The 21,442-nt window shown below is 66.0% G+C and carries 23 protein-coding genes; 4 read left to right on the top strand and 19 right to left on the bottom strand.

Annotated features, from left to right (window positions below):
* Positions 1–21: 21 nt before the first annotated feature.
* Together L687_RS34975 and L687_RS42830 are read right to left on the bottom strand one after the other, a co-directional pair.
* Positions 22–945 carry a tetratricopeptide repeat protein gene (locus L687_RS34975; protein WP_021200490.1) on the bottom strand — a complete coding sequence of 308 codons (924 nt, stop codon included), beginning with the start codon at positions 943–945 and terminating at the stop codon, positions 22–24.
* On the bottom strand, positions 942–2,888 hold the full coding sequence (locus tag L687_RS42830; RefSeq protein WP_021200489.1) for a hypothetical protein: 1,947 nt from the start codon (positions 2,886–2,888) through the stop codon (positions 942–944). Before L687_RS42830 ends, L687_RS34975 begins: the two co-directional genes overlap by 4 nt.
* A gap of 181 nt (positions 2,889–3,069) precedes the next feature.
* Between L687_RS42830 and L687_RS34965 the strand changes: the two genes are divergently transcribed.
* Positions 3,070–4,131, top strand: coding sequence for an AI-2E family transporter (locus tag L687_RS34965; RefSeq protein WP_021200487.1), 1,062 nt, complete (start codon positions 3,070–3,072; stop codon positions 4,129–4,131).
* A 12-nt stretch (positions 4,132–4,143) separates the two neighbouring features.
* On the opposite strand, the gene L687_RS34960 is transcribed toward L687_RS34965, so the two are convergent.
* From L687_RS34960 to rpsB, 9 genes are all read right to left on the bottom strand, one after another.
* Positions 4,144–4,866 carry an alpha/beta hydrolase gene (locus L687_RS34960; RefSeq protein WP_021200486.1) on the bottom strand — a complete coding sequence of 241 codons (723 nt, stop codon included), beginning with the start codon at positions 4,864–4,866 and terminating at the stop codon, positions 4,144–4,146.
* Positions 4,863–5,150, bottom strand: coding sequence for a hypothetical protein (locus L687_RS43135; protein WP_084487375.1), 288 nt, complete (start codon positions 5,148–5,150; stop codon positions 4,863–4,865). Before L687_RS43135 ends, L687_RS34960 begins: the two co-directional genes overlap by 4 nt.
* 9 nt (positions 5,151–5,159) lie before the next feature.
* Entirely contained in the window at positions 5,160–5,834 is a 675-nt protein-coding gene (locus L687_RS34955) for a transglycosylase SLT domain-containing protein (RefSeq protein ID WP_021200485.1), read from the bottom strand.
* 66 nt (positions 5,835–5,900) lie between these two features.
* Positions 5,901–6,479: a DivIVA domain-containing protein gene (locus tag L687_RS34950; RefSeq protein ID WP_021200484.1), complete on the bottom strand. Its 579-nt coding sequence runs from the start codon at positions 6,477–6,479 to the stop codon at positions 5,901–5,903.
* Positions 6,479–7,624, bottom strand: a complete 1,146-nt coding sequence (locus L687_RS34945; RefSeq protein ID WP_021200483.1) for a phosphatidate cytidylyltransferase — start codon at positions 7,622–7,624, stop codon at positions 6,479–6,481. Before L687_RS34945 ends, L687_RS34950 begins: the two co-directional genes overlap by 1 nt.
* 5 nt (positions 7,625–7,629) lie before the next feature.
* Complete coding sequence (frr, locus tag L687_RS34940) at positions 7,630–8,184, bottom strand: ribosome recycling factor (RefSeq protein WP_021200482.1); 555 nt, start codon at positions 8,182–8,184, stop codon at positions 7,630–7,632.
* A gap of 68 nt (positions 8,185–8,252) precedes the next feature.
* Positions 8,253–8,969: a UMP kinase gene (pyrH, locus tag L687_RS34935; protein ID WP_017830711.1), complete on the bottom strand. Its 717-nt coding sequence runs from the start codon at positions 8,967–8,969 to the stop codon at positions 8,253–8,255.
* A gap of 92 nt (positions 8,970–9,061) precedes the next feature.
* Complete coding sequence (tsf, locus tag L687_RS34930) at positions 9,062–9,889, bottom strand: translation elongation factor Ts (RefSeq protein ID WP_021200481.1); 828 nt, start codon at positions 9,887–9,889, stop codon at positions 9,062–9,064.
* A gap of 41 nt (positions 9,890–9,930) precedes the next feature.
* Positions 9,931–10,881 carry a 30S ribosomal protein S2 gene (gene rpsB / locus L687_RS34925; protein ID WP_021200480.1) on the bottom strand — a complete coding sequence of 317 codons (951 nt, stop codon included), beginning with the start codon at positions 10,879–10,881 and terminating at the stop codon, positions 9,931–9,933.
* Positions 10,882–11,185: 304 nt separating this feature from the next.
* On the opposite strand from rpsB, the gene L687_RS34920 reads away from it, so the two are divergent.
* Entirely contained in the window at positions 11,186–11,710 is a 525-nt protein-coding gene (locus tag L687_RS34920; protein ID WP_021200479.1) for a murein hydrolase activator EnvC family protein, read from the top strand.
* Positions 11,711–11,732: 22 nt separating this feature from the next.
* On the opposite strand, the gene L687_RS34915 is transcribed toward L687_RS34920, so the two are convergent.
* The 7 genes from L687_RS34915 to lepB form a co-directional block, all read right to left on the bottom strand.
* Complete coding sequence (locus tag L687_RS34915; protein WP_021200478.1) at positions 11,733–12,635, bottom strand: tyrosine recombinase XerC; 903 nt, start codon at positions 12,633–12,635, stop codon at positions 11,733–11,735.
* Positions 12,636–12,682: 47 nt separating this feature from the next.
* Entirely contained in the window at positions 12,683–13,894 is a 1,212-nt protein-coding gene (dprA, locus tag L687_RS34910; protein ID WP_046398981.1) for a DNA-processing protein DprA, read from the bottom strand.
* On the bottom strand, positions 13,891–15,420 hold the full coding sequence (locus L687_RS34905; RefSeq protein ID WP_021200476.1) for a YifB family Mg chelatase-like AAA ATPase: 1,530 nt from the start codon (positions 15,418–15,420) through the stop codon (positions 13,891–13,893). Before L687_RS34905 ends, dprA begins: the two co-directional genes overlap by 4 nt.
* Entirely contained in the window at positions 15,417–15,779 is a 363-nt protein-coding gene (locus L687_RS34900; protein WP_021200475.1) for a YraN family protein, read from the bottom strand. Before L687_RS34900 ends, L687_RS34905 begins: the two co-directional genes overlap by 4 nt.
* Positions 15,780–15,936: 157 nt before the next feature.
* Entirely contained in the window at positions 15,937–16,263 is a 327-nt protein-coding gene (locus tag L687_RS34895) for a DUF2469 family protein (RefSeq protein WP_017830719.1), read from the bottom strand.
* Between the two features lie 72 nt (positions 16,264–16,335).
* Positions 16,336–16,995, bottom strand: a complete 660-nt coding sequence (locus L687_RS34890) for a ribonuclease HII (protein WP_021200474.1) — start codon at positions 16,993–16,995, stop codon at positions 16,336–16,338.
* Entirely contained in the window at positions 16,992–17,717 is a 726-nt protein-coding gene (lepB, locus tag L687_RS34885; protein WP_021200473.1) for a signal peptidase I, read from the bottom strand. The genes L687_RS34890 and lepB overlap by 4 nt, the downstream gene beginning before the upstream one ends.
* Positions 17,718–18,028: 311 nt before the next feature.
* On the opposite strand from lepB, the gene L687_RS34880 reads away from it, so the two are divergent.
* Together L687_RS34880 and L687_RS34875 are read left to right on the top strand one after the other, a co-directional pair.
* A complete protein-coding gene (locus tag L687_RS34880) occupies positions 18,029–19,081 on the top strand; it encodes a tyrosine-type recombinase/integrase (RefSeq protein WP_021200472.1) in 1,053 nt (350 codons plus the stop codon).
* A gap of 151 nt (positions 19,082–19,232) precedes the next feature.
* Positions 19,233–20,504: a hypothetical protein gene (locus L687_RS34875; RefSeq protein WP_021200471.1), complete on the top strand. Its 1,272-nt coding sequence runs from the start codon at positions 19,233–19,235 to the stop codon at positions 20,502–20,504.
* A gap of 176 nt (positions 20,505–20,680) precedes the next feature.
* Here L687_RS34875 and L687_RS41915 read toward each other — a convergent pair whose 3' ends face one another.
* On the bottom strand, positions 20,681–21,193 hold the full coding sequence (locus L687_RS41915) for a hypothetical protein (protein ID WP_021200470.1): 513 nt from the start codon (positions 21,191–21,193) through the stop codon (positions 20,681–20,683).
* Positions 21,194–21,442 lie beyond the last annotated feature (249 nt).

The raw sequence follows: 21,442 nt of genomic DNA, 5'->3' as shown, positions 1-21,442 counted from the left end.
GGGGACTCGGCGCGTGCCTCCCTAGAACAGCAGCGACGAAAGCCGATTGCGCGCCGACACGACCCGCGGATCCTCCGCACCGATGAGCCCGAAGAGCTCGACCAGACGCTCTCGAACGGGCGTGCGCTGGTCGGACGGGAGCTGCGCGAACAGATCGAGCAGGCGACCGAAGGCGTCATCGACATGCCCGCCGGCGAGGTCGAGGTCGGCCACATCGAACTGCGCCTGGACGTCGAGCGGGCCGTCGGCCGCTGCGGCCCGTGCCGCCTGCAGATCGAGGCCCTGAACGCGGTCGAGCAGCCGCACCTGGCCGAGACCCGCGAGCGCGTCCGCGTCCCGCGGGTTCTCCGCGAGCGCCTTCTCGTACGCCGTGATCGCTGCCGCGTAGTCGCCGACCTCGATCGCCGCGAACGCCTCAGCGTGCAGCGGGGGGAGCTCCGGCTCCACGGGAGGTTCCGGGTCCGCGCCCTCCTCGCCGACCGAGAGCGATCCGGTGACACCGTTCTGCGCCGCCACCTGCAGCAGCTGCGCGAAGACGTCGCGAACCTGCTGCTCCGGCACGGCCCCGGTGAACATCGGCACCGGCTGACCGGCGATCAGGGCCACCACCATCGGGATGGACTGGGCACGGAAGCTCTGCGCGAGCTGCGGATTCGCATCCACATCGACCTTGGCGAGCAGCACGCGTCCGCCGAGCTCGCGCGTCACCTTCTCGATGATCGGGCTCAGTTGCTTGCAGGGCCCGCACCACTCCGCCCAGAGGTCGACGACGACGGGAACGGTGCGCGAGAGCTCGAGGATCTGCCCGAACGTCTCGTCGGTCGCATCCACGACGACATCGGGCAGTCCCGGGGCGGGGGCGCCCTCTGCGGGAGATGCGGGCCGGTTGCGGAGACTCGACAGGTCGACGGCACCGCGCAGGGCGGCAGGAGAGATCTCACTCATTTGATCACCTTCACGGACAGGAGGTCCTGGTGGGCTGCCAGGAGCCGGATCTGCTCCGTCGAGCCCTTTGCCGGGACCGAGAAGAACAGCTGGAACTCGTAGGTCGTCTCGACGCCCTTCGCGGACTCGGTCGCGTCGGTGAGGGCCTTTGCTTGTGCATTGTCGCCGAAACGGATGGAGACGTCGTCTCCCGTCGGCGTCACCGTCTCGGTGTCGGTGAGGGTGACGGCGACGATCGCGCCGCTGTCCAGAGTCGTCATCGAGATGGGGGCATCCGTCGTCGGAGCCATGTCGAAGGCGGCCTTCGACGTGTCGGCGGCGCCCTTGTCGGCGAGAGCCTGGATCACGGCCTGACGGCTGTCGGTGATCGACTTGGCGTAGGTCAGCGCCAGATCGTCGAACATGTCGTAGAACTCGCTCTGCTCCCCCTGGTCCACCACATCGGCGAAGGTCGAGGCGAGGTTCGCCGGTGGGATCGTCAGGAACGCGGAATCGGACGGAACGAGCGAGGTCCCGAGCCAGGATGCAGCGACCTCGGGAAAGACCGCGTCAGCAGACATCTCGGCGATGTTCGAGACCTTGTAGTTCGACCAGGGGTCGGCCTGCGTCATCGTGAGGACCACCGGCGGCACCGTGTCATCCCCTGTCTTCGACAGCATCAGTACTGTGCGCGGCCACTGATCTGTCGCTTCCGGCAGCACGACCTCGACCTGATCGGTCGGGATCGCCGCGGGCGGAACGGTGTCCGGGAGCTTCGAGCGCAGAGCATACTCAGTGGTCCGCGCTGCGAGAGCGGGCCCCTCGAAGCGGGTAGCGAGCAGGTCGAGGTCGAGTGCTGCGTCGGCTTCGCTCACCGTGCCGGCGAGCGTCTTCAATATGCGCTTGGCCTGCGCTTCGGTCACCGCAGGGGGCTTCTGGTTCTCCGGCGCGATCACCGTCGGACTCGGAGACGGGGTCGGCGAGGCGTCGCCCAGCTGCGGCCACGAGTCCGACGAGCACCCGGCGGCAAGAAGCGCCGTGAGCCCGAGAGCCGGAAGCGCGAGCATGCGACGCCGGCGAGGCCGCGTCGCTGAGCGCATGGAGGTCTTCGCGTCGGGGTCCTTGCTCTCGTCCACGATCTCCGCCTCCTCGACGTCTCCGTCGGCCGGCGCCGCCGTTCCTGCGGAGGGTTCGCTGCGCGGAGCGCCGGACTCCTCGATCGCCGCGCGCTCAGACGACGGAAGAACCGCGACGTCGATCGGTTCGGTCGCCGGGAGCGGACCCGGGCCCTTGCGCCGGGGGCCGCGGCCGCGGCGCTGATGGCGGATCGCGAGCACGTAGAGGATGAGGCCGAGCAGCAGCACGATTCCCCCGGCGACCATGAGAGGTCCCGCCCACGGCGTCGAGTTGTCCAGCGGCCAGGAGACCACGATGTCATCCGGCGCATCGGCTGTGCCGTCGTAGGCGACGAGCATGCTCGTGCCCTCGGGCAACTGCATGTTCTCGGCCGTGAGACGGTTGTCCTTGACGAACGAGTCGAGCCAGAGATCGGATCCCCGCGGATCACGCCCCGCGGACTCCGCGTCGGCGGAGTCGCCCTCAGCGCCGTCGCTCGGAGCATCGGTCTCGCCGTCAGCGGAGGGCGCCGTGACGTGCTCGACCGCCAGATCGCCGTTCTTCTTCTGCGTGACCTGGTTGTAGTCGGAGTCGGCGAGCCAGGCCTCCATGTCGGCGGTGCGACCATAGCTGCCGAAGATCTCGCCCTCTCCCCGGACGATCAGCGTCTGCGCGCCTGGATTCGCCCGAAGCACGTCGCCGTCGATGAGGACGAAGGGTGCCGGTTCATCGATCTCGACCTGGGTCTGCTGAGTGTCCGGCCCCATGAAGATGGTGCGCTGAGCAATCCCCGCGCCGATCAGCACGGCAGCCAGCACGAAGGCCACCACGGCCCATACGAAACGCACGAATAGTCTCCTCACGCATCGCCGGCACTTGCCAGCGACGCAACACTCGACATTTCAGACTAGCGAAATCAGCTGTGTGTTGCCCACGAGCAGGTTCAGTGCGGGCCGGACCGGCACGTCGTCGGTGCCCAGCCGGACGCTCTGGATAGCCTTGCTGCATCCGTCCTCGAGGAGCCTCCGAATGAAGATCCACAATCCCTTCCGCACCGCCCTGGTGGCGACGCTCGGCGTGGGATTGGGCATCCTGCTGATCAACAGCGTGCAGAACCTCTCCACGGTTCTGCTCTATCTCGGCACGGCTCTCTTCCTCAGTCTCGGACTCGATCCGCTCGTCTCGTTCCTGGAGCGCCGGCGTCTCCCCCGATGGCTCGCTGTCATCGTCACGATCCTCGCGGTGCTCGGCATCTTCGTCGGCATCGTGCTCATCGTCCTTCCCGTGCTGGTCGACCAGATCTCCCAGCTGATCGCCCAGATCACGGCGATCGTGCAACGCGGTACCGCGATCGACGACCTCAAGCAGTGGATGACGGACGCGTTCCCCAACCTGAGGGTCGATGATGTCTTCACCTACGTCGAGGACTGGCTCACCACGAACCTGACCGAGATCGGCGGTTCCATCGGCCAAGGGTTCCTCGTGGCGAGTGGCGCCGTGCTCAGCGGCCTGTTCGGTGCGTTCATCGTCCTCATCCTGACGATCTATCTCACGGCTTCCACGCCGTCCCTCAAACGGGCGGTCTACCAGTTGGCTCCGGCGTCGAAACGAGACAGGTTCATCGACCTGTCCGAACAGATCACGGATTCGGTCGGCTATTACGTCATGGGGCAGGTGACGCAGGGTGTCATCAACGGCGTGCTCAGCGCGATCTTCCTGTCGATCATCCAAGCACCGTTCCCCGCCGTCCTCGCGGTGATCGCGTTCTTCTTCTCCCTGATCCCGCTCGTCGGCACCCTGACCGGCTCCACGATCATCGTGCTGGTGTGTCTCATCCCCGGACTGGGCTCTCCGGCGACCGCGATCGCCGCTGCGATCTACTACCTGATCTACATGCAGATCGAGGCCTACATCATCTCGCCGCGCATCATGAGTCGTGCGGTCTCGGTACCGGGGGCGGTCGTCGTGGTCGCGGCACTCGCCGGAGGAAGCCTTCTCGGTCTGCTGGGCGCGCTGATCGCCATCCCGGTCGCCGCGAGCATCCTGATCATCTACCGGCAGGTGCTCATCCCGCGGATGAACGAGCTCTGAACCCGCTGCGCGTCAGTCGTCGGTCGGCCAGTGCGTGGCGAGAGGCAGCGCCGCAGGATTGACCGCGGCCACGATCTCCGTGAGCACGCGTCGCGTCTGGGTCTCGCCCACCCAGAGGTGCTTCCCCCCGTCCACCGCGATCAGTTGTGCGTGCGGGATCGCAGCGAACCTCTCGCGGGCCTCGGCGGGGCGCAGGTAGTCATCCAGCTCCGGTACCAGGACGACCACGGGGCGGTCGACCGTCGCCCACGCGGCGACCTCTTCCGGTGTCGCGCGGTGCAAAGGCGGCGAAAGGAGGATGATCCCCTCGATGTCGTGCTGCCGACCGTACTTCAACGCGAGTTCCGTGCCGAAGGACCATCCCAGCAGCCAGGGGCGAGGCAGAGCGCGTTCACGCACGAAGTCCATCGCCGCGGCGACGTCGAACTGTTCGGACGCCCCGCCATCGAAGGATCCGTCACTGGTCCCACGAGGTGATGCGGTCCCCCTCGTGTTGAATCGCAGCACGGCCAGATCCGCCAGAGCGGGCAGACGTGCAGCCGCTTTGCGGATGATGTGCGAATCCATGAACCCGCCGGCCGTAGGCAGGGGATGAAGCGTCACGAGAGTCGCGACAGGAGTCGTGGTCTCCGGCACGGCGAGCTCTCCGACCAACGTGAGACCGTCGGCGGTCTTCAGCTCGATGTCTTCGCGTCGCGCCGGAAGCTCCAGTGGTCCTCGGATCTCGATGCTCATGCAAGCCTCCAACAGTGTGTGTGCCAGTGTCGCCGTGCGGCGAGGTCAGCCGCGTCGCCGAGCACGCCGTCCGCGCGCCAGGCGACGAGATGCGCGGTTCCGGCGACGATCGATCGACCGCAGCCCGGGCAGAGATAGTCCTTCTGCGCCTGCGCCCCGGAAACCGGTTGCACGGTCCACTCACCGCCGCGGCGGGTCTCGGTACGCTTCCAGCCCGCGAGGAGGCGATCGAAGGAGTCCTCGGGGTCAGGGCGCTCCGAAGGACGTCTGCGAGAGCGGGGCATACTGCCTGCTCACCACCAGTGGTTGTTGACCCAGAAGTTGTACGCACCGGCCCAGCTGCCGTAGCGGCCGGTGGCGTATCCGGTCGCCCAGCGAAGGTTGTCGACCGGGTTGTAGCCGTTGCCGGGCACCTTGCTGCATGGCAGCGCCTGCACCAGACCGCAGGCACCGGAGGACTTGTTCGTGGCGTTCGGGTTCCAACCGCTCTCGCGGGACACGACGTAGTCGACGTACTGCCAGTCGCTCTGCGCGATGCCGGCTGCCGCCATCCACTCTGCAGGAGCACCGCCTCCCGTGTACGGAGGAAGGCTACCTCCGGAAGGCTTTCCGGAGGATCCCCCACGGGGTGCCGCAGCCACGGTCGGGACCGGAGCCGGCTTCGGCTTCACATAGACCTCGAACCCTCCGCGCACGACGGGTGCAATCTCGGCACCTTCGACGGTGACGGTGAGGTTCTGAGTGTCCGCGAGCGCAAGCGAATAGGCGGAGTCCGGCGACTCCTCAGGGGCGGGTGCGGCCAATGCCACCCCGGTCGGTGCGACCAATGCACCGGCGAAACCCACGACGGCGAGGGAACTGAAGACCCCGACGACACCACGGCTGCGAGACCAGCGCCGTGTGCCCGTGCGCGCCGAACGAGCCTTCACCGCGGGCACCGGCGAGAGGTCGTTTCTTTCGAGATTCATGTCGTTTCGGGAGTTCACGATGAGGGACAGTCTACGCAAGAGTGCCTGGATCGACCATCAGGAACCTCAGCGAACGGCGAGAATCACGTCGATCGTGGCATCCAGAAGGGCATCCACCTGCTCCTCGCGGTATCCCCCACGCTGCATCCGAAACGCCGCCGAGCGCAACTGCTCGGCAGTCAGCGCTTCGCCGTCACGGAGATACCGCACGATACGCGTCGACACATGATCGACCTCATCGAGACGGTACCCGAAGGTGAGCACTCCGGTACGGGCGAAGCGGTGGCGCCGTGGTCGCGCCAGATGATCCAGGATGACCTGCGCGTCTGCTCTGGCCTGCTCCACCCAGGCACCTGCTCCCGCGGATCGCACCGCGCGTTCGCGTTCTCGAGCGGCGAAGGCGTCTTCGACGCGGCCGAGCGCCGCGTCGACATCCGCGACGACGTATCCGTTCTTCACCAGCGGGAAGGAGGCCGTCCGCACATCGTCCGCGCTGAGTTCATCGCCGCCCGCCTCGAACGCGCGGCGGGCAGATGCGAGGAACGTGTCGACGGCTGCCCGGTGATAGCCACGCACCCGACCGGAGGTGAGTGCGAATGCCGGCGGCGTCGATTCCGCCTGTTCGTCGAGCTGATCTTCGTTCATCACAGAACCACCCAAGGAGAGAAGAGGAAGTAGAGACAGAGCGCAGGGATCGTCGAGGGCAGAATGCTGTCGAGTCGATCGAGCAGCCCTCCGTGACCGGGGAGCCAGGAACTCATGTCCTTGATGCCGAGGTCGCGCTTGAGCATCGATTCACCGAGGTCCCCCAGCGTCGCGGAGAGCAGGATCGACGCGCCGAAGATCACGCCGCACCACCACGGCAGCTCCAGGAGGAAGATCGCGAGCAGCACCCCCGCAGCGAGCGAGGCGATGACGGCGCCGCCGAAGCCCTCCCAGGTCTTCTTCGGGCTGATCTTCGGAGCCATCGGGTGACGGCCGAAGGCGAGACCGGCGGCGTACGCGCCCGTGTCGGCCGCTACGGCGATCGCGATGAAGCTGAGGACCCACCATTGACCGCCCTCCTGCTTGAGGAGGATGAGCGCGATTCCCGCGAGGAAGGGGACGTAGACCTGCACGAACCCGCTCGTGACGGCGTCGGCGAGGACGTCCCCGTAGGTGCGGCCGTCCTTCTCCACCATCTGCGCGATGAGCCGCCACACGATGACGAACGCGACGGACACGAAGAGCATCACCCAGCACAACCACGGCTCGGCGAAGTACGCCGAGAGCACGAGGAACGCGGCGGCGATCAGCTGAGGGACCACGTCGACGCGGCGACCCGAGCTCCGCAGAGCTCGGGAGAGCTCGTAGACCCCGAGCAAGGCGGCCGCGAGAGCGAACGGGACGAAGAGCACCTTGAGGAAGAGCAGCGATCCCAGGAGCGCGGCGCCGAAGGCGAGACCGATCAGGATGGCGAGGACGAGATCGCGACCCGTGCGCTCTTTGATACGTTCGTTCGCCTGGTCGAGCTGGTCGCGTGCATGGGAGACATGGCTGCCGAGTTCATCCCGTGCCGCGCGCCACTGTTCCCGGATAGCGTTGTGATCCGCCGTGTCCAGCGGACCGACGCCGCCCGAGGGCGCGCCCTCCGAAGCTGCGGGAAGCGGTGGGCGCGGAGGGACGGCAGCCGCGTCGAAAGACGGGAACGCGGCGTCAACGAGCGGGACGCCGTCGGATGGGGTCTTCCCGTTCCCGCCGTGACGCGTGAACGGCCCATCGTCGTCGGCATCTCGCGTTTCGTCAGACATCCCGACTACACCTCGAGGAGTTCTGCCTCTTTGCGCTTCAGCGCGTCATCGATGAGCTCGACGTGCTGACGTGTCAGGACGTCGAGCTCCTTCTCTCCGCGCGCGATCTCGTCCTCACCGAGCTCGCTCTTGAGGGCATCGAGCTCGTCCTTCGCCTTGCGACGGATACCACGGACGTGGACCTTCGCGTCCTCAGCCTTGGTCTTGACGAGCTTGACATACTCCTTGCGGCGCTCGGCCGTGAGCTCCGGCATCGTCACGCGAACGAGGTTGCCGTCGTTCGTCGGGTTGGCTCCGAGGTTGGGCATGTCACGGATCGCCTGTTCGATCGCCTTCAGCGCCGACTTGTCGTACGGCGTGATGATGAGCGTGCGAGCTTCCTGGTTCGCCAGGGAGGCGAGCTGGGCGATCGGCGTGGGAGTGCCGTAGTAGTCCACGAGGACCTTCTGGAACATCTGCGGGTTCGCACGACCGGTGCGCACCGTGGAGAAGTCCTCCTTGGCAGCTTCGACCGCCCGGTTCATGCGAGTGGTGGTTTCAGCGAGGACGTCCGCGATCACGGTGACTCCTATCGTCGGGGTGTTCTGCAAATTCTATCGGGCGAAGTCGTCTCCGCCGTGTCACACACTCAGGCGGTGACGAGGGTTCCGATCGGCTCGCCGAGGAGCGCACGGGTCACGTTCCCGGCGGGCTCCATGCCGAACACGCGCATGTCCATGCTGTTGTCCATGCACAGGCTGAAGGCGGTCGAGTCGACGACCTTGAGACCACGCTGGAGCGCATCGCGATAGGTGACGCGCTCGATGCGCTCCGCGTCGGCATGCTTGTTGGGGTCGGCGGTGTAGATGGCGTCGACGCCGTTCTTGGCGACGAGGACCTCGTCCGCGCCGATCTCGAGCGCACGCTGTGCCGCGACGGTGTCAGTGGAGAAGTACGGGAGGCCGGCCCCGGCACCGAAGATGACGACCCGCCCCTTCTCGAGATGACGCTCAGCCCGGCGCGGAATGTACGGCTCGGCGACCTGGGTCATCGAGATGGCGGACTGCACACGGGTGGCGGCCCCGGCCTGCTCGAGGAAATCCTGCAGGGCGAGCGCGTTCATGACCGTGCCGAGCATGCCCATGTAGTCGGCGCGACCGCGGTCCATGCCTCGCTGGCTCAGTTCTGCGCCGCGGAAGAAGTTGCCCCCGCCGACGACGATCGCGACCTCGACACGGTCCACCGCCGCGGCGATGTCACGGGCGATCTGCGAGACCACGTCGGGGCTGACACCCAGCTGTCCCGCTCCGAATGCCTCTCCGGAGAGCTTGAGAAGGACGCGTCGGCGTCCGGTGCGTTCAGTCATGGGTGGGTGTCCTCTCGTCCCGATTCAAGATAGTGCCTCGTGGGCATGAAGAAGGGGTTCGGATCTTGGCGATCCGAACCCCTTCGACGGTGCTACGCGCCGACCTTGAAGCGCGCGAAGTCCGTCACGGTGATACCGGCGTCCTTCGCCACCTGGGCGACCGACAGCTTGTTGTCCTTGGCATAGTCCTGCTCGAGCAGAGCGACCTGCTTGATGAACGCAGAGACGCGGCCTTCGACGATCTTCGGGAGAGCCGCTTCCGGCTTGCCCTCGTTGCGGGAGATCTCAGTGACGATCTCGCGCTCCTTCTCGACCGCGTCAGCCGGCACGTCTTCACGCGACAGGTAGGACGGGTTGGCGAACGAGATGTGCTGAGCGATGCTGCGCGCGGTCTCGGCATCGTCACCCGAGTAGGCGACGACGACGCCGATCTGCGGCGGCAGGTCCTTGCTCGTGCGGTGCAGGTAGACCTCGACCTTGTCGCCGGCGATCGTGCGCACGCGGCGCAGCTCGACCTTCTCGCCGATGATCGCGGCCTCTTCGGAGATGACCTGCTCGACGCTCTTGTCGCCGGCAGAGGCGGCGAGGGCGGCGTCGACCGAGTCGGCCTTGACCGCTGCTGCAGCGTCGGCGACCTTGTCGGCCAGCGCGATGAAGCGCTCGTTCTTCGCGACGAAGTCGGTCTCGCAGGCGAGCTCGATGAGCGTCACGGCGCCGTCCTGCTCGCGAGCGACGATCAGTCCCTCGCTCGTGGAACGGTCAGCGCGCTTCGCGTTGCCCTTCGCACCCTTGAGACGCAGGATCTCGGTGGCCTTCGCGACGTCTCCGTCAGCCTCCTCGAGCGCCTTCTTGGTGTCGACCATTCCGGTGCCGAGCTGCTCACGCAGCGCCTTGAGGTCAGCGATGGTGAAGTTGGCCATGTGTGGTGGCTCCTTGCTTCGTTAGGTGTGTGTACGAGGGATTACTTGGCGTCAGCAGCCTCGGCGGCGGCGACCTCAGCGGTCTCCTCACCGGAAGCGGCGGCGATCGCCTCGTCGTGCGCCTCAGCACCGGCCTCGTCGGCAGCGGTCTCGTCGGCGGCGGGCGTCTCGACGACGGCAGCGGCGTCATCTGCCGTGGCGACCTCGGCGGCGTCAGCGGACTCCTGAACCTCCTGTGCGGGAGTCTCGAGGAGCTCCTTCTCCCAGTCGGCCAGCGGCTCGGCGTCGCCGGTCTCCGGGTTGTGCTTCTGCTGCAGGCCCTCGGCCGCGGCGTCGGCGATGATACGCGTCAGCAGGGAGACGGAGCGGATCGCGTCGTCGTTGCCGGGGATCGGGTACTGGAAGTCATCCGGGTCGGCGTTCGTGTCGAGGATGCCGATCACGGGGATGCCGAGCTTCTTGGCCTCATCGATCGCGAGGTGCTCACGCTTGGCGTCGACGACCCAGATGGCCGAGGGCGTCTTGGTGAGGTTGCGGATACCGCCCAGCGACTTGTGCAGCTTGTCGAGCTCGCGCTTCTTGAGCAGGAGCTCCTTCTTGGTGAAGCCGCTGTTCGCGGGGACCTCGTAGTCGAGCTCCTCGAGCTCCTTCATACGAGCGAGACGCTTGGAGATCGTCTGGAAGTTGGTGAGGAGTCCACCGAGCCAGCGCTGGTTGACGAAGGGCTGACCCACACGGGTCGCCTGCTCGGCGAGGATCTCCTGCGCCTGCTTCTTGGTGCCGACGAAGAGGATCGTGCCACCGTGGGCGACGGTCTCCTTGACGAAGTCGTAGGCCTTGTCGATGTAACCCAGCGACTGCTGCAGGTCGATGATGTGGATACCGCTGCGCTCGGTGAGGATGAAGCGCTTGACCTTCGGGTTCCACCGACGGGTCTGGTGTCCGAAGTGCACGCCGCTGTCGAGCAGCTGGCGGATGGTGACCACAGCCATGGTCGTCTCCTGGTTCTGGCGCGGTTCTGCGCCGTTGAGGTTGCAAGCCGATCGGATGATCGGACTTCCTGGTGCCCGGCTCACGCCCGCCTTATCGATGAGAAGGACCTGTGGGAGTGGATGCCGCGAAGTGAATCGCTTTGGGCACGCGTAGTCACCTCGATTTCGAGGTGCTCCCCCAGCATACAGGATCGCGCGGGCACTCACCCTGCACCTCACGCCGCACGCCGGTCTTGTGCCGGTGTCCCGCGGCGGCCGACGATTCCGGTGCCCGCGACGGAGTGCACCCGACCAGACTCGCACCATGCGCACAGTCCCCCGAGCCCTTTCCCTTCTCGTCGTCGCTCTGCTGCTCGCTCTCACCGCGCCGGCTCCCGTGGCGGCGGCGGAAGCTCCCTCGACAACCGAATGGCCTCGCTGGAGCTGGCCGGTGGCCGGGCCTCGCGCTGTCGCGGCTCCGTTTCGCGCGCCCGCGCACGAGTACGGTGCCGGCCATCGCGGCGTCGATCTGGCCGCAGTGGTGGGAGCAGAGGTGTCCGCCCCCGCGGACGGTGTGGTCGCCTTCCGCGGCACCGTGGTGGATCGGCCGCTCCTCACCATCGAGCACACCGGCGGCCTCGTGACGACTCTCGAACCCGTTCGGTCGACGCTCGTCGCGGGTGATGTCGTCACGGCCGGGCAGGCGCTCGGAGTCTTGGATATCGGCGGGCACACCGCCGCGGGTTCCCTCCACCTCGGCGTGCGGCTGGACGGCGACTACATCAATCCCCTGCTGCTCTTCGACGACGTTCCGAGAGCCGTCCTGCTCCCCTGCTGCGAAGCACGCTGAGCGACGGGGGCTTAGCGAGAGATCATGCGCGCGGATGGGCCAGTCGATAGGTCGCCGTCAGACGCTCGGTGGAGACGTGGGTGTATATCTGCGTCGTACCGAGGCTGGCGTGTCCGAGGATTTCCTGGACCGCCCTCAGATCGGCTCCCCCGTCGAGCAGATGAGTGGCCGCGGTGTGCCGCAGAGCGTGAGGACCGATCGTCTCGGCGCCCACGATCGGCGCGAGAACCCGTGCGACGAGTTCGTATACGGCCCGCGGCCCTACCCTGCCACCGCGGCTGCCCAGGATCACGGCAGGGGTGAAGGTTCGGGCGCGCGCGACGAGCACCGGCCTACCGCGCCTCAGGTACGCCGACAATGCGTCGCGCGCCGGAGTGCCGTAGGGCACGATGCGTTCCTTCGCGCCTTTGCCGAGCACTCGCGCCGTACCGCGGTCGAGATCGAGATCGTCGATGTCCAGTCCGCAGAGCTCGGAGACACGGATACCGGAGCCGTACAGCAGTTCGAGGATGGCGTGGTCTCTCAACGCGATCGGGTCGCCCTCTTCGGCGGCGTCGCGGTGAGAATCCAGAAGTGCCGACATCGCGTCCCGCGAGGCGACCGTCGGCAACGTCCTTCCCCTCTTCGGGGCGACCAGGCGCAGGCTCGGATCATGCGTGATGAGCGCCTGCTCCTGAGCCCAATTGAAGAATGAGCGGGCCGTGGCGGCGCGGCGCGCGAGGGTCGATCTGGCGTCGCCACGCTGAGTGGCGCGCCACAGCCAGTCCCGAAGCACCTCGAGGTCGACGGACTCGAGGGGAACACCACCCGCCGCGGCGTCGAGGTCTCGCAGGTCTGAGCGATAGGCCTTGACGGTCGCGGCGGACAGCCGGCGCACCTTCTCCAGGTGTTCGGCGAACGCCTCCGTCGCGGCAGCGAGATCCATGAGTCCAGCTTGCCCCGCGCATGCCCTGTCCGCGGCAGCCTCGCCGTTCATCGTGCACGGGAAGCCGATGCTCTCGCGGGGCGCTGACGATGCCACCCTCCGTCGTCATGCGCGACGTCGCCCTCGAGATGAAGGAGCCCGAGTACGGCCCGAACCCGATCAGGAGACAGGCCGGAGCGACGCGCCACCTCTTCTATGGACAGACGCGTCCGGGTACCCAACGCATCGAGCACGCGGCTGTGGCTCGAGTCCCGCTCTGACCCGTCTTCCTCGACTCTTTCGTCGATCGCGCCGTACAACTCCCTCACCTCCTGCGCGGAGGTCACACAGTGTGCGTCGTACTCGCGGAGCAGGCGATGACACCCCGCCGACGACGCAGACGTCACTGCACCGGGCACGGCGCCGAGTGGCCGACCGAGCGAGGCCGCGTGGCCCGCGGTGTTCAGCGATCCACTTCTCCACCCCGCCTCGACGACGACCGTCGCATGGCCGAGCGCCGCGATCAAACGGTTTCGAGCGAGGAATCGCCACTTGGTGGGCGCCGTCCCACACGGCGGCTCACTCACGAGAGCCCCTCGTTCCGCGATCTGACGCAGGAGACTCTGATGGCCGGCAGGATATGCGCGGTCCACGCCGCCGGCGAGGATCGCGATCGTGGCGCCCTGAACGCCGAGTGCGGCACGATGCGCGGCCCCATCGATCCCGTACGCACCACCGGAGATGATCACGGCGCCGGTGGCCGCGAGATCACCCGCCAGTTCGGTCGCTATGTGCTCGCCGTACCCGCTGCAGGCTCGAGCCCCGACGATCGAGACTCGGGGCTCGCGGCCGAGCAACTCCACGCGGCCGCGCACCCACAGCGCGCTCGGGGCGTGTGGGCCGAGATCCGTGAGACTGCGGGGCCATGCGGCGTCTCCCGGGATCACGAGCTGCGCTCGCACGGCGACACCTCCGCGCAGCGCGGCCATGACCGCCCGAGGATCGGCGCGTGGGCGCCAGCGGGCTCGACCGTCGACCAGTGCGCGCGTTGCCGTAGCGCTGGCACCGCCCGGAGGGAGAAGCGACGACGAATCTCCCACAGCGAGAGAAAGCGCATCCGCTGCACCGAGCGATTCGATCAACGATCCGGCCACCGCATCGCCGGGCTCGGCGATCACAGACCAGGCGACACGCGCGACGCAATCGGCCAGCTCATCACCGGGATGGAGGGTGCGGGCGAGGGCGAGGATCTCGGAATCAGCGAGGAGGACATCCATCATCGCGGGAGCCCCCTTCGGAGATGCAGCGCCCGTCCGACCTCATCGATCCCGGGACGATCGAGCTCCGCCAGATCTGCCATCGTCCAAGCCACACGCAGAACGCGATCGTACCCACGGAGCGTGAGGGCGCCGCGCTCGAGGGCTCGATCGAGTGGAGCGCGCACCGCAGGAGCCAGTCGGAGTGCCCCCTGACGCAGACTGGTCCCCGGCGCTTCTGCATTGCGTCGCCACCGCATACTCATCCACCGATGGGCAGCTCGCTCTCGGGCCGCAGCGACGCGTTCTCGAGCCTGCGCCGTCGTCATCGATGGAGAATGATCGCCCATCGCTCGCGATGCCGCGACACGACTCACCTGCAGATCGATGTCGAGACGGTCGCGAAGCGGTCCGGACAAGCGCGTGGAGTATCGCCTGATCGACATGGGTGGGCAGACGCACTCCGCGCCGCGGACACCGTGGTTCCCGCACGGACAGGGATTCATCGCGAGCAGCAGCTGGAATCTCGCGGGAAACGTGGCGGTGAATCCCGCCCGATGCACCTCGATCGCCCCGGATTCGAGTGGCTGTCGGAGCGCATCGAGTGCGACCCGGGAGAACTCGGCAGCCTCGTCCAGGAACAGCACACCGCGGTGGGCACGTGCGATCGCTCCCGGTCGCGCCGTGCGCGAGCCCCCTCCGACCAGCGATGCGACAGACGCGCTGTGATGCGGCGCCTCGATCGGCGGGAGCACATCGAGCGCTGCGACGGGCTCTCCGCTGAGTGATCGCACCGACGCGACCTCTAGTGCCTCCTGCTCCGTGAGGGACGGCATGATGCCCGGAAGCCTGCGCGCGAGCATCGTCTTACCCGCGCCTGGAGGTCCGCTCAACAGCAGATGATGACCGCCGGCAGCGGCGACGACCAACGCTTCCACGGCATCCTCCTGACCGACGACATCGGCGAGGTCGAGCGTGTCACGTGGTCCGCTCTGAGTCGATGCCAGCACGACCGCCTCCACATCGGGCACTTCGACATCGGCACCGTGCCAGACTGCGACCTCTGCGAGTGAAGCGGCTGCGCGCACATCGACACCCGGTACCAGACGTGCCTCGGCTTCGTTTCCCCGTGGCACGATCACCGATTCGAATCCGGCGCGTGCCGCTGCGAACACCGCCGGCAGAACCCCGAGCACCGGCCGGATCCTGCCGTCCAGACCCAGCTCGCCGATGTGGACCGTCGCCGAGATCGACCGCGGTGAGATGACACCGCCTGCAGCGAGGCAGGCCATGGCAATCCCCAGGTCGAACCCGGCGCCGTGCTTGGGGAGGCTCGCCGGCGACAGATTCACCGTGAGCCGTCGCCGTGGAAGATCCAGCCCGGCGTTCTTGCAGGCGTTGTGCACGCGCTGGACGGCTTCGCCGAGGGACTTGTCGGGGAGCCCGATGATCCGGAACTCCGGTGTCTGGTTCGACATGTCGGCTTCGACCTCGACGAGATGCCCATCGACGCCGGTGAGCGCGACCGCCCAGGTGCGCGAGGTCGTCACGCGATGTCCACGAGGTGCTCGAGCGAGCCGGAGGCCGGATCGGACCCGATGATGCCGATCGCTTCGAGCCGGAGGACGCGCCCTCGCGCCTCCTCCGGATTCTCCGTCGCCCATGCCTGAGCGAGCTGCCAGAGCCGACGTCGCTTGCGAGCGTCGATGGCCTCGAACGGGTGCCCGTAAACGGCGGTCCGTCTCGTCTTGACCTCAACCACCGCGAGGTGGTGGTCGCGCACGGCGACGATATCGATCTCTCCCTGCGCGCACCGCCAGTTCCTGGCGAGCACGGTGTACCCGCGACGCCTCAGATGCTGAGCGGCCCGCTCTTCCCCTGCTCTTCCGAGCTCGTCCTTCGCTGCCATACGGCCAGCTTCACGCGCATGCGGATCGCACGTGGCCGGCGCCGGCGCACAACCCCGGTGGTCGGGGAGAACTCGAACTCGCAGCGCGGGGTGCAGGAACACCGAGATCCGCAACGCGCCGAGAGAGCTCCCCGAGATGCTTCGTCGAGAGGCGCCGTCACTCGCCGTCGAGCGAGAGCTCCTGGGGGAGCTCGAACTCCCGACGCTGCAGTTCCTCGACGTTGACGTCCTTGAACGTCAGCACGCGCACGGCCTTCACGAAGCGGTCGGCTCGGTAGATGTCCCACACCCAGACGTCGGTCATCGAGATCTCGAAATAGAAATCATGCTCGGTGTCACGACGGACGACGTTGACCTCGTTCGCCAGGTAGAACCGCCGCTCGGTCTCGACGACGTACTGGAACTGCGACACCACATCCCGGTACTCCCGGAACAGTGCCAGCTCGAGCTCGCGGTCGTAGTCGTCGAAGGCTTCCTCATCCATGATGTGTCCATCCTAGAGTCGCGGACACCGGGGCGCGTCATCCAGCGGTCGGCCGTGCGCGCCGCGGTCGGCTCAGAAAAGGGTGGGAACGTCGGCGATCGCCCACGACGCGCGGTGGTAGCGGGAGAGCCCGATGGCGCGGATCGCGTCGCGATGCTCGAGGCTGGCATAGCCCTTGTTGCGGTTCCACTGATACGCGGGATACGTCTCGTGGAGCTCCGCCATGTGCTGGTCCCGCGCGACCTTCGCGATCACGGACGCCGCGGAGACGGAGGCGCAGTCTCGGTCGGCTTTGATCACCGGGCGCACGTGGAGCGGCACCGGGTGCGCCCTCGACACATAGTCATGGTTGCCGTCGAGCAGGACGAGAGCGTCGTCGAGCGCGACCCCCTGATCCGCGACGGCCTGCACCGCACGCGACGCGGCAAGACCGAGCGCCCGCATGATGCCGACCTCGTCGACCTCCTCCGCACTCGCCCATCCGACGGCCGACGCCTGCACCCATGCGGCGGCGCGTGCTGCGACTTCAGGTCTGCGCTTCTCCGTCACGAGCTTGGAGTCGCGGAGGCCTTCCGGCACGCGCCGACGCGCGCCTGCGGCATTCATCGCGGCCGCGCCCACGGCGACAGGACCCGCGAGTGCCCCTCGGCCGACCTCATCGAGCGAGATGATCACCTCGCACTCACCGAGGAGGCGCCTCTCGAGAGTGAGTTTCGGTGCGACGACGGTCATTCCGGATCCGGGACGCCGTTGAAGATCTCGTGGTGCCCGTCGATCGGTCCCAGCCTGTTCAACGGCCACGTCGTGAGGAACGCCTTTCCCACGATGTTCTCCATCGGCACGAATCCGCCACTGGGGAGATCCTGGTGCGCACGGGCGTCACGCGAGCGATCGCGGTTGTCTCCGAGCAGCCAGACGGAATCCTCCGGGACCACGACATCGAAGGGCTCGTTGGACGCGGCCGTGTCCCCGGGAGGCAGATTGAGGTAGCTGAGCTCGTCGATGGGCGCGCCGTTGATCGTGATCTGGCCGAGCGCGTTGCAGCACACCACATGATCGCCGGGCAGACCGATCACACGCTTGACGAGGTGGTCCTGCGAGTCCGTCGCGGAGATGCCCACGAAGTTCAGCACCCAGTCGACGGCCTCGACCAGCGGCGGCTGTGCGGGGGTCTGCGGCTGACCGTCGAGCCACCCGCCCGGATCCTTGAAGACGACCACGTCACCTCGCTCGTAGTCGGTCCATCGCGGCGTGAGCTCATCGACCAGGATGCGGTCGTTGATCAACAGGGTACGTTCCATCGATGCGGAGGGGATGTAGAACGAACGCACGACGAAGGTCTTCACCACGAACGAGACCAGCGCGGCGATCACGACGATCACGAGGACGTCGCGAAGGAATACGAGGAACCCGCGACGACGTCTGGACGTGGGCGCGGACGGGGATTCGGTCATCAGGTTCCTTCACGATCATGCACCGTCGTGCGGCGACGGTATCTAGGTTCGCACACCGGTGGGAGAACAAAGCACCCCGGGACATCGTGTCCCGGGGTGCTGTGGAGATGCTGCGACTCAGCGGTCGCGCTTCTCCTTGAGACGCTTCGCTTCACGTGGTTACGCGGCTGAACAAGCACTAAGACTCCGCCGTGCCAAGCATGTGCCAACGGATTCTGGAATCTGCCCTTCCTGACACGTACAGATGGAAGGAGGAGCACCGTGCCGTACGCCCGTACCAACCACTCCTCGCAGACGAAGAGGAGCGGGAGATGCCCGTACGTCAGTTGAAGTCAGGCAAACACCAGGCAAGGGTCTGGGACAACGAGAACAAGAGGTACGTGTCACTCGGCACGTTCGACAGTGAGAAAGAAGCCGCGCTGGCTGAGCTTCGCGCTGAAGCTGGACTGGAGCAGGAGAAGAAGGCGAGTCAGCCCAAGGCCATCCCGCGTGGCCGTGAGCGGTTCTCGAAGTTCGCCCTTGAAATCATCGAGGCCAAGAAGCAGACGTGGGCACCCAGCACCTACCACGCGCACCTTCGCAACCTGGACAAGCACCTGAAGCCGTTCCACAACACAGCGGTAGCGGACATCACGTACAGCCAGGTGGTCAAGTGGTGGAAGAGCATGGAGAAGGAGCCGGTGGCCAGGAAGCAGAGCTACAGCACGCTTCGGATGCTGATGAAGCGTGCCCTCCGCCACGGTCTGATCTCTACGACGCCCTGCCTCATCGAAGGTGCCACGAAGGATCACAGCAAGAAGAGGCCTACCTTCCATGCGGCCGATGTTCGCATGATGATCGAGATGACCAGCGACGTGCAGATGAAGGCGGCACTCCTCACCATGCTGGGCACCGGTGTGAGGATCGGGGAGCTTCTGGCACTCGACTGGGCAGACGTAGACCTCATCACCGGCAAGCTCAATGTGCATCGTCACCTGACACCCTTTGGTTTGGAGGACGGCACCAAGCACCATGCAGACGGTAGGCGCGTGCTCCTGATGGCCGGTGAGGTTGTCCAAGCACTCAGGGCACTCTCTGCGACTACGGTACCGATGCCAAGCCATCCGGTGTTCGTCAACGTCTGGGGCAACCGGATGACGTACCGCGCGTTCAGCCGTCCCTTCAAGACGCTCCGCGCATCGTGTGGCCTGGATGACCTGAGACCGCACGACATCCGCCATGTGCACCTGAGCGAGTACGGGCGGCACTCCTCCCTCAAGGAGGTAATGGAGCGCGGCGGTCACACCGATGTCTCTTCTGCCCTTCGCTATCAGCATGGCGACGAAGAGCGTGAACGCCAGATTGTCGAGAAGCTGAAGCTCTGACGATCAAACCGTTCGTAACAGCGACACGTCAGATTCTGTCCAGAGGACTTCCCATTGGCTCGCCGTCAACCGAACCTGGGCAGATTCAGTCGGAGCGCCAGCCGATGAATGTCAGCAGTGAGCGGCAGAGTGGTGTCTGAGGAGGAGCGACATGCCACGACCAACGAAGCCAGGCAGGGGCGACATCGATCCGCCGCCGAGTGCCGGTTACCCGAGCGCGTATGACATCCCTGAGTACAAGCAGATGCGCGAGCAGATGACGGCGATGAGCCTGATCTTGGTACTCAAGCCATCCATGAGGGCCGACTTCAAAAAGCTGAAGGCGGAGTTTGAGCGCATCGTCGGCACGGTCGAACGGTTCTACCAACTCGTGGGCGAGCGGCACTGGGTCTTTCACGGTTCGCTCAAGCTCGATCCATTGGTCGAGGCTGTCCGCACCGATGACCCCGACGCGGTTGAGACTGCGGTGATCGCTCAGTACCAGGACCCAGAGCGTATGAAGTTTGCTCTGATGCGAGCCAAGAACGTCCCCGAGATGCGCGCGAGGTCTGATCTAATCGACGCGGCATTCCGCGACTACCTCGACGAACGCTATTACGCCGCGGTGCTCGTGCTTCTCGCGGTCATGGATGGCTTCGTGAACGACGTTGGTAACCAGCGGCGAGGACTGCACACACGGGACAGTGAAGAGCTTGTCGCCTGGAACTCCATGACCGCTCATCACCAAGGCCTAGCGGCGACTCAGAAGTCATTCACCAAGAGCTTCAACAAGACCAGCACTGAACCGGTGTACGAGTTGTACCGGAACGGAATCATGCACGGCAACCTGACGAACTTCGACAACGTCGTCGTCGCGTCGAAGGCTTGGAACCGATTGTTCGCTCTCATCGACTGGGCGCAAGCGCTCGAACAGGCGAAGAAGCCCGAAGACCCCAAGCCGACCCTTCGTGAGTCTCTGGCGAAGATGGCGGACACCGCCGCCGACCGTAAGAAGATGGATGCGTGGAAGCCGCGTGCGAAGGATGTCCGCATTGACGGATCGGAAGCGGTGATGTCAGAACCGGTCGTTGAGGCCACTGTTGCCATGCTTGATTCGTGGGTAGCGAAAAACTACGGGCGGCTCGCCCCGTTCCTCCACGAGTTCACAAAACCGAAATCTCGGAACGCGTTCATCGGGGAGGTCCGCTCACGTTTCGAGAGACAACCTCTAGAGGGCTATGACGTGCGACGCGTCGATGTCCGCGGTCCTGCCCTTGCCCACGTGACGGTTGGACTCACCGTCGGCGGCGAGGTTCGAGAGTCGGAGTTGCGCTGGTTGTACGTCGATGCGGAAAAGCACACGCGAGTGGAAGGCGATCCGCGCGGAACTTGGCTCATCATTCAGACCGACCCGATAAGTATCGTGGGCCGATCCTGGGACTGAGTGTCCGCTACCTCAACCTCGACGCACGCCCCGAGCGGCATATATAGACGCACGTGTGCGGGAATCCCAGGGCATATGTCTGTGTCGGCTCGACACCCGCGATCTCGAACGCGAGAGCCGAAGCCCTAAACGATCCTGTCCGCTCGTGCTCATCCTGACCACATCCGACTTTCGCGTCAGAGGCGGACCGACAGACCCGAGTTCACATCAGGGAGTTCTACGTTCTCAGGCGTCAGCGTGTTGGCTCGCAAGTGCTCCAGGAGGTCTGACGCTGAGACGGCGGCTCCGATCTGAGCCTCGGATTCAGGGCGACTGTATCCGGACGTTCGTGCACGATACACACTCACGTGCTCCTGCCCAGAGTCGACTGCGCGTGCGGCAACGCCGCGTGCGTAGTACCTGTTGAACTCTCCCCCCGCCAGCAGACTCGGCGCGTTGGAAGCCATCTTCTTGGGTCCCTTCACCGTCTGCTCCATCGCATTGAAAACGCCTGCTGACGATAGCGCGTCTGCGAATGACTCCGGCGTTCCCGACACCAGAGCATCGCGAAGCAACCGCGCGTACACAGATCGTCCGTGGGCACTCAGGCGCGGACTCTCATAGATCACCCCGGCACTCTCATCCCTGTCGAGTTCCGTGACCATGTAGTCCCTTGTGGTCGCGTCCAAGTCTTTGAAATCGAATGCCATCGTTGGTCTCCTTCGTCGTGTGAGCGACAGCGTAGCTGACGGGGATACCTGGTGCTCGGGGTCGGTGTCGCACCGTGCACCCATTTAGGCATTGCCGGTTCGCGCGACTGTAAGAGAAGAGATGAACATTACAGATGCCCTATCCGCGATCCGCAGTCTCGACGCACTAGCTGAGGCCCGCCGTCGGCACCTCTGCGCGCTCACGGCAACCGCCCTTACGGATGCTGAGCGCTCTCGAATCGTCGCCAT

Source organism: Microbacterium maritypicum MF109, assembly GCF_000455825.1.
GTDB classification, from domain to species: Bacteria; Actinomycetota; Actinomycetes; order Actinomycetales; family Microbacteriaceae; genus Microbacterium; species Microbacterium maritypicum_A.
Note: the sequence above shows the minus strand (reverse complement) of the source record. Positions and strands in the feature narration are given on the sequence as shown.

Coding starts and splice junctions, on each gene's coding strand:
- L687_RS43135 (WP_084487375.1), bottom strand. CDS start 5,150: ATGCCCCGCTCTCGCAGACGTCCTTCGGAGCGCCCTGACCCCGAGGAC.
- dprA (WP_046398981.1), bottom strand. CDS start 13,894: ATGATGGATGTCCTCCTCGCTGATTCCGAGATCCTCGCCCTCGCCCGC.
- L687_RS34960 (WP_021200486.1), bottom strand. CDS start 4,866: ATGAGCATCGAGATCCGAGGACCACTGGAGCTTCCGGCGCGACGCGAA.
- rpsB (WP_021200480.1), bottom strand. CDS start 10,881: ATGGCTGTGGTCACCATCCGCCAGCTGCTCGACAGCGGCGTGCACTTC.
- L687_RS34875 (WP_021200471.1), top strand. CDS start 19,233: ATGCCACGACCAACGAAGCCAGGCAGGGGCGACATCGATCCGCCGCCG.
- lepB (WP_021200473.1), bottom strand. CDS start 17,717: ATGACCGAATCCCCGTCCGCGCCCACGTCCAGACGTCGTCGCGGGTTC.
- L687_RS34915 (WP_021200478.1), bottom strand. CDS start 12,635: ATGGATCTCGCTGCCGCGACGGAGGCGTTCGCCGAACACCTGGAGAAG.
- L687_RS34975 (WP_021200490.1), bottom strand. CDS start 945: ATGAGTGAGATCTCTCCTGCCGCCCTGCGCGGTGCCGTCGACCTGTCG.
- L687_RS41915 (WP_021200470.1), bottom strand. CDS start 21,193: ATGGCATTCGATTTCAAAGACTTGGACGCGACCACAAGGGACTACATG.
- L687_RS34890 (WP_021200474.1), bottom strand. CDS start 16,995: ATGACCGTCGTCGCACCGAAACTCACTCTCGAGAGGCGCCTCCTCGGT.
- pyrH (WP_017830711.1), bottom strand. CDS start 8,969: ATGACTGAACGCACCGGACGCCGACGCGTCCTTCTCAAGCTCTCCGGA.
- L687_RS34955 (WP_021200485.1), bottom strand. CDS start 5,834: ATGAATCTCGAAAGAAACGACCTCTCGCCGGTGCCCGCGGTGAAGGCT.
- L687_RS34895 (WP_017830719.1), bottom strand. CDS start 16,263: ATGGATGAGGAAGCCTTCGACGACTACGACCGCGAGCTCGAGCTGGCA.
- L687_RS34900 (WP_021200475.1), bottom strand. CDS start 15,779: ATGGCAGCGAAGGACGAGCTCGGAAGAGCAGGGGAAGAGCGGGCCGCT.
- L687_RS34965 (WP_021200487.1), top strand. CDS start 3,070: ATGAAGATCCACAATCCCTTCCGCACCGCCCTGGTGGCGACGCTCGGC.
- L687_RS34920 (WP_021200479.1), top strand. CDS start 11,186: ATGCGCACAGTCCCCCGAGCCCTTTCCCTTCTCGTCGTCGCTCTGCTG.
- L687_RS34880 (WP_021200472.1), top strand. CDS start 18,029: ATGCCCGTACGTCAGTTGAAGTCAGGCAAACACCAGGCAAGGGTCTGG.
- tsf (WP_021200481.1), bottom strand. CDS start 9,889: ATGGCCAACTTCACCATCGCTGACCTCAAGGCGCTGCGTGAGCAGCTC.
- L687_RS34945 (WP_021200483.1), bottom strand. CDS start 7,624: ATGTCTGACGAAACGCGAGATGCCGACGACGATGGGCCGTTCACGCGT.
- L687_RS34950 (WP_021200484.1), bottom strand. CDS start 6,479: ATGAACGAAGATCAGCTCGACGAACAGGCGGAATCGACGCCGCCGGCA.